Raw genomic sequence first — 4,585 nt, forward strand, 5'->3', positions numbered from 1 at the left:
CAAGAAGTATCTCGATATGAAAGAGTACTACGATTGGCGAAAGACCCAAAATCCAAAAGTACCTGTGTAATCCTAAACGAGGATTTTACACACAATATTGGACTTGACCATACGAGGATGGAACAAATGCAATAGTGCATCTATTTTTGAAGGTTCCCGGCCAAAACGAGGAACTCGTTTATAACTACTGTATTTTCGCAGTTATTTGCTTATTTTCGGCTGAACCCGCTCCAAATAGATGCAGTATCGCAGTTATCTCCAAACTACTTCCCAAACTACACAGGAGGGCATCCCATCGCCCACGAGCACGAGCTGCAAACGAGCACGTGCCGCAAACGGGCGCGAGCCGCAAAACAAACTATACAGGTGTACAACGCAAAATGTACAACGCAAAAAACGGCATCGTTGCCGTTTTTTTTGCGCAGCTTTCTACTTTACCTCTTTCAGCAACTGATCCACGGTTTGCAGCATGAATCGGATTCCTTTGGGGCCGTAGCCAAAATGGTTCATGCTTCCGATCAAATACGTATCCGTCCCCGGGTGGTAGAATAGGTAGGAACCGGTGGAGCCGGCGTTTCCCCACGCATTGTACCGCGCAGGCATCAATAGCGGAACGGTCTTGATGTTCATGATGCCGTAGCCATAGTCGATCCCGGGGAAGAACCGCGCCCGATCTTGTTTCATCTGCGCTAGCGTCGTTTCTCGGACCAACCGATAAGCGACCAAAGCTTGCATGAATTTTAATAAGTCCTCTGTCGTGGAAACCACTCCGCCGCCTGCAAAAGTCACGCTAAGACTGCGATGCCGAATAATGTTCACATTGCGCACGTACAAGCTCGCTACGGGATGTTCGTTCGGTGTGACCGGCTCCGAATAATGACCGAAGTAAGAATGATTCATTCCCGACGGTTCAAAAATATACTGCCGAAGCACTTCGTGAAATGGCTTTGCCGTTACACGCTCCACGATGAATCCTAATAGATGATAGCCGGTGTCCGAATAATGAAACCCTTTGCCGGGAGGGAAGCGCACCGTCAAATGCCGCTTCGCCCACTCGATCGACTCCTGCGGCGTCCAAAGCCGGGTCGGTTCGTCCAAGATCAAATCGATCATCGATTTGCCTTGCTTCGGCTTATCTTCCATAAAGTCATGCAAGCCCGATGTATGGTTCAGCAAATGCCGGATGCGAATTTCATCCGTGTAATCCTTTCCCTGATGAACATGCAGGCCGCGCAATAAGTCCTGATCGATATACATGGAAATGGGATCATCGAACGATAACTCCCCTTGTTCGACCAGCATGCCGATGAGTACCGCCGTGAACAACTTGCTCACGCTGGCGATATAATAGGGCTGATCGGGGTGAGCCGGCCCGCCGCCCGTCGTACCTTCCGCCAGTTTCAAATGAATGCCGTGCCTGTCGGAATGGATGAGCATACATGCGTTGTGGATCTTATCGTCCTTCTGCGTTCTTCGGCGAAAATGGCCGGTTATCCGTTGTTCCGCTTTGACATTGTTCATAGACGCTTCACTCCTCTATGATCATCCGTTCGATGATTTCAACGCGCCCTTTTTCCGCAAATGCGCAGCCGCGATGATGTCCGTGCCCGCGCTTTCGAGAATCGCGACCAGCTTCTCTTCGGGAAACGGCTCGGGAAACATCCCATGAACGTCCATAACCGAAAGGCCCAGTTGAAAAACTTGCATTTTGAAAAAGATGTCCATCAGCTCCTCCTGCGAAAATCCTTGGAGCTCCGGATCTTGGCCCATCATGTCGAGCATGCCGCTCATCTTAGGCTGAACGTCTTGCAAATACGCGCGCTGATTCGTGATCAAATCGTTAAACAACACCGGATACGCCTTGGCGAATTTCAAGCTGGCGATGCCGATGTTCAGAAACGGACTATCAGTATACTGGGTCATGAGCATTGCCTGCGAAACCTCGTGGATCTTGAGGAGGACCGCTTTCCTCAACTCTTCCACGTCGGCGAAGTTGACATAGATCGGGGCGATCGAGCTGCCGAGTTTTTCGGCGATTTTACGGATCGTAATATGATCGATGCCTTCTGCGCTTGCAAGCACAAATGCGGCATCAATGATATCTTCCTTGGAAAATTTAGCTTTCGGCGGCATACGGATCTCCTTGTCGATTTTAAAAATCAAGTGTTATATATCATATGATATGAAACAGGGCGAAGTTTGTAAAGAGCTATGATTGAAGCCTTTTTTCGTTTGGAATGCTCCCATGTACAAAAAAAATCTCCCCCCGCCGGGACGAGAAGAGAGTTGTAGGTTATCTATGCCGTACAATAGGTATGAAGCTTTCGGCTTAAAACGCCGTCCAGCCCCCGTCGGCGGTCACGATCTCGCCGTTGATGAAGCTGGAATCGTCGCAGGAGAGGAACAGGGCGATCTTGGCGACTTCCTCCGCCGTACCCATGCGCCCGCCCCCCGGCCCGGACATTGCCATCGCTTTGCCCGCCTTATGGATTTCCGCACCGACGCCAATGTTCGTCGTGACGCCGCCCGGGGCGATCGCGTTGCAGCGGACGCCGCGCTTGCCGTATTGGTAGCCGACGTTTTTCGTCATGCCGACGACGGCGAATTTGGCCGCCGTATAAGCGATGCCGGCCCGCGAGCCGTGCAAACCGGCAACCGAAGCGATATTCACGATCACGCCGCCGCCCTTCCCGATGAAGATCGGCAGCGCCTTGCGGATCGTCCGCATCGGCCCCGTCGTATTGACGGCCAATACGCGTTCCCAATGCTCGTCGGTAATGTCCGTAACTGGAACGAATCCATCCGTAATGCCTGCGTTGTTGACCAGTATATCCAGCGTACCGTACGTCTCCACGGCTGTATCGATCACACGCTGCACGTCTTCCTCTATGGCGACGTTGGACACGTTTACGATTCCCGTACCTCCACTCGCCTCAATGGCCGCAAGCGTTGCCTGAGCCGATTCCGGCTGAATATCCGATACGACGACCTTAGCCCCCTCCCGGGCGAACAACATCGAAATCGCCTTGCCTATGCCTGAACCTGCTCCGGTAACGACCGCTACTTTTCCTGCCAGCTTCATCTGCATCCTCCTCGTGAATCGGGTATCGGCTTTCGATTGATCGCTGAAAAAAACAAATCCATATAATTCATGTTTTAGTATAATCATGTATCGAAAACGATTCAAACCGGTACAGGCTGCATTTGTGTCCCTTTTGGCCGGTATAACGACAAAAAAATGCACCGAAGTGCATTTTTCCGCCGCATGCTATCGATTCGTCGACATTATTAGTTCACCTTGATCGGATCGTAAAATTTCTCCTGTAGCGGCGTTAGCATTATCGCCGGCAACTCGAATTGGCCGACTGGACTGCGGCCGCCGAAGTAAACGCGATTACGTACCAGCTGTAGATCATGCTGCTGATAGCGCTTGCGTGTATATGATCGTGCGGAGCCGGACGCCGGCGGTTCGGCAGGAAGGTGCATCGAGGGACGCGCGGGGTGTCCGGCCTGCCCACGCTCGCACAGTTAACTGGAAAAGATGTAGTTAATTGCGGGGGAGACAATATCCTGAGGAAAATAACCGGAAAACATGCATCTAAAAATTCCACTTTACTCGGAAATCCAAAGATTCGTGAAAAATAGATACATGTTCTACAGTTAAATGGTCAAAAAAGGGGTAAATGTTCAAAATTAGATGCATGTTCTACAGTTAAATTTGGACATATGGATTGCTTGTTTGTAGTCGGCAAAAGCGATTCGGTCGAGCAAATTCTATGGGAAGCAGAACACAATATTCTGAATCTGAGTTATTGAGCTATCCGCTTCCTTCATGGGCTCAACCGATAAAATTGAGTCGATTTGCGGATCATATGATCTTGAACGAGCAGCCAATTCGCTCTCCGCCGTCGCCAAGTATGCCTGAGGCGGTCATTGCGGTATAATGTAACATATGACACACATCCGACCTAACTCACACGAGGTGACAGAAGGCGGCAGCGGCCAGCTCGCTGTATCGTCCATCCCCATGACTATGATGGAAACAACAAATAAACAATGTGCGCACTGCCTGGAAATGAAGCCGCTTTCGGACTTCCTCCGCCGCACGGGCAAAAAAGCCGGGCACGGCGCACGGCGCGGAGCCTGCCGCGATTGCCGCAAGCAGCGCGGCAGCCTTAGCGGCGGCGAAAGCTCCCGCGAGCTCGCGGATGCAAGCGAGCTTGCAGCGCTAACCTCGCCGGGCAGCGAAGCCGCGCTCCAGCGCCTTTCGCCGGTGCCGGCGGCGTACGGAGGCGACGACGCGCAAGCCGCGGCAGGTGGCAGCGCAGCAAAGAAAAAGCGCGGCACCGGACTGCAGGCGGGCACGCCGGTCGCTTCCGCCACGGCGGTGGCCACAGCCTCGGAGAACGCGGCCGTGACGCCGAAGACGCAGGCGCACGGCGGTGGCAACGCGGCAGTCGAGGGCGACGACGCTACGCAGGCCGAGCCGCCGGAAGCACCTGTAGCGGACGGCGAGGCGACTGAGCCTGCTCCGAAACGCCGGCGCAGACGGAAGCGCCGCAGCGCGAAGAAGAAGCGCGGCGCC

3 protein-coding genes and 1 pseudogene are annotated in these 4,585 nt (G+C 53.1%); 1 reads left to right on the forward strand and 3 read right to left on the reverse strand.

Annotated elements, in window-relative coordinates; all coding sequences use genetic code 11:
* Positions 1–429: 429 nt before the first annotated feature.
* From AC0LWM_RS32275 to AC0LWM_RS32285, 3 genes are all read right to left on the reverse strand, one after another.
* On the reverse strand, positions 430–1,521 hold the full coding sequence (locus AC0LWM_RS32275) for a serine hydrolase domain-containing protein (RefSeq protein ID WP_474679152.1): 1,092 nt from the start codon (positions 1,519–1,521) through the stop codon (positions 430–432).
* 21 nt (positions 1,522–1,542) lie between these two features.
* On the reverse strand, positions 1,543–2,133 hold the full coding sequence (locus AC0LWM_RS32280; protein ID WP_474679153.1) for a TetR/AcrR family transcriptional regulator: 591 nt from the start codon (positions 2,131–2,133) through the stop codon (positions 1,543–1,545).
* 196 nt (positions 2,134–2,329) lie between these two features.
* Positions 2,330–3,082: a glucose 1-dehydrogenase gene (locus AC0LWM_RS32285; protein WP_474679154.1), complete on the reverse strand. Its 753-nt coding sequence runs from the start codon at positions 3,080–3,082 to the stop codon at positions 2,330–2,332.
* 993 nt (positions 3,083–4,075) lie between these two features.
* Between AC0LWM_RS32285 and AC0LWM_RS32290 the strand changes: the two are divergent.
* Positions 4,076–4,585: pseudogene (locus AC0LWM_RS32290) on the forward strand (hypothetical protein); the annotation flags it as partial.

The organism is Paenibacillus sp. sgz302148, from assembly GCF_056120465.1.

Coding starts and splice junctions, on each gene's coding strand:
- AC0LWM_RS32285 (WP_474679154.1), bottom strand. CDS start 3,082: ATGAAGCTGGCAGGAAAAGTAGCGGTCGTTACCGGAGCAGGTTCAGGC.
- AC0LWM_RS32275 (WP_474679152.1), bottom strand. CDS start 1,521: ATGAACAATGTCAAAGCGGAACAACGGATAACCGGCCATTTTCGCCGA.
- AC0LWM_RS32280 (WP_474679153.1), bottom strand. CDS start 2,133: ATGCCGCCGAAAGCTAAATTTTCCAAGGAAGATATCATTGATGCCGCA.